At 60.2% G+C, this 1,287-nt stretch carries 2 protein-coding genes; both read right to left on the bottom strand.

Annotated features, from left to right (window positions below; genetic code table 11):
* Positions 1–431 (bottom strand): hypothetical protein (locus tag FQ320_RS25220; protein WP_148475998.1); only part of this gene is annotated, 431 nt, incomplete at its 3' end.
* 194 nt (positions 432–625) lie between these two features.
* A partial coding sequence (locus FQ320_RS25225) for a hypothetical protein (protein WP_370513112.1) occupies positions 626–1,287 on the bottom strand: 662 nt, incomplete at its 5' end.

Genomic DNA, 1,287 nt, shown 5'->3' on the forward strand with positions numbered 1-1,287 from the left:
GCACCTTCGGAGATCTTGCTGACCACATAGTCGCCGGGCCACTTCCATTCGGTGGTGACCCAGCCCATCAGTTCAGGCGCCCATCCGCTTTCGATCGACGATTGGCCGATCCGACTGGCGAACACTTTGCGCACCAAAGGACCGGCATCGTCTCCGGGCGGCTTTTCGATGATCAGCGCCCGTTCCAGAATCCGCACGGCCAGAGGGAAACGGTCCCGCTCTTTGCCGCCGCCCCGCCCTGCCATATCCTCGGCCAGCGCGCCCAGACCATCGACGGTCATATAGGCCAGCCGCTTGCAGATTTCGTGCTGCATTGCCTCGAACGCTGCGGCCTTAATGCTGCCCGGTCGGGTCAGGCCCATCCGTTCCAGAGTTTCGATCAGATGCTCCCGAACCCGGGCCTCGCCTGCCTTCTGTTCCTGTTCGTTCACTGCCCCATTCCTTCCTTCTCAGCCCTTCCCGGTTTCCATCTCTCCGGACGTTTGTGTCTGGCGCGCCAATACTGTCTTTTCTTGTCATGTCTTTTCCTGTGGTAGCGGACAGATAAGGCGCAAATGTCTGCCGTATGTCTGGCTATGTGTCTGGACATGTCCGTATCTGTCAGCGGACACTTTCAGACAGACGGCTATTCTTTGTGGGATTTGCGGAAGAACCCGGCACTGATCTTGCCGATGCAGGCCTGAACCGCACCGTGCAGCTGTTCCCCGGTGCGTTTCTTGTTTCCGTCGCGGTCCATGGATTCGCGAATGTGGGCATCGATCCAGCGCACTTGCGCGGGCTCCATGGCGATACCGGGCGCGATCCCGGCCAGTGTCTCAGCCAGGCGGATCAACCGCTTCTGGGTCGAGGCGCCATCGGTGCGCGCAGCGTTCAATTCCTTGCGGCTCAATGCCTCGATTGCCACGCGAGTGACGGTGTGATGCATCAGGCGCACGGATCCGTCATCGCACACGCATTTCGTCCAGCCATGCAGGGCACCAAAGGGCCTGTTGACCAGCGCGTCGAAGGTGATCTTGTCGATCGATGGCTGCACCATGCGGGCCAGCCGGGTGGTATCTGAGGGCAGTGTTCCAACCGGCGTCTGTTCGTGTGCCAGCTGCACCAGCTCGAACCACAGGCCCTTGACCTCATGGGTCGCATTCCAACGCAATTCGCTGTTCAGATAGCGGCGGAACTCCCAGGCGACGAAGCCGTGACTGTCCAGCCGCACCGATGATGAGATCGGGTATTCGGGCAGAGAAGAGGTATCAACCGGGATTAGTGCAGCGGAGGCATTCATGCGACATC

It is taken from the genome of Oceaniovalibus sp. ACAM 378 (genome assembly GCF_008085915.1).
Lineage (GTDB): Bacteria > Pseudomonadota > Alphaproteobacteria > Rhodobacterales > Rhodobacteraceae > Oceaniglobus.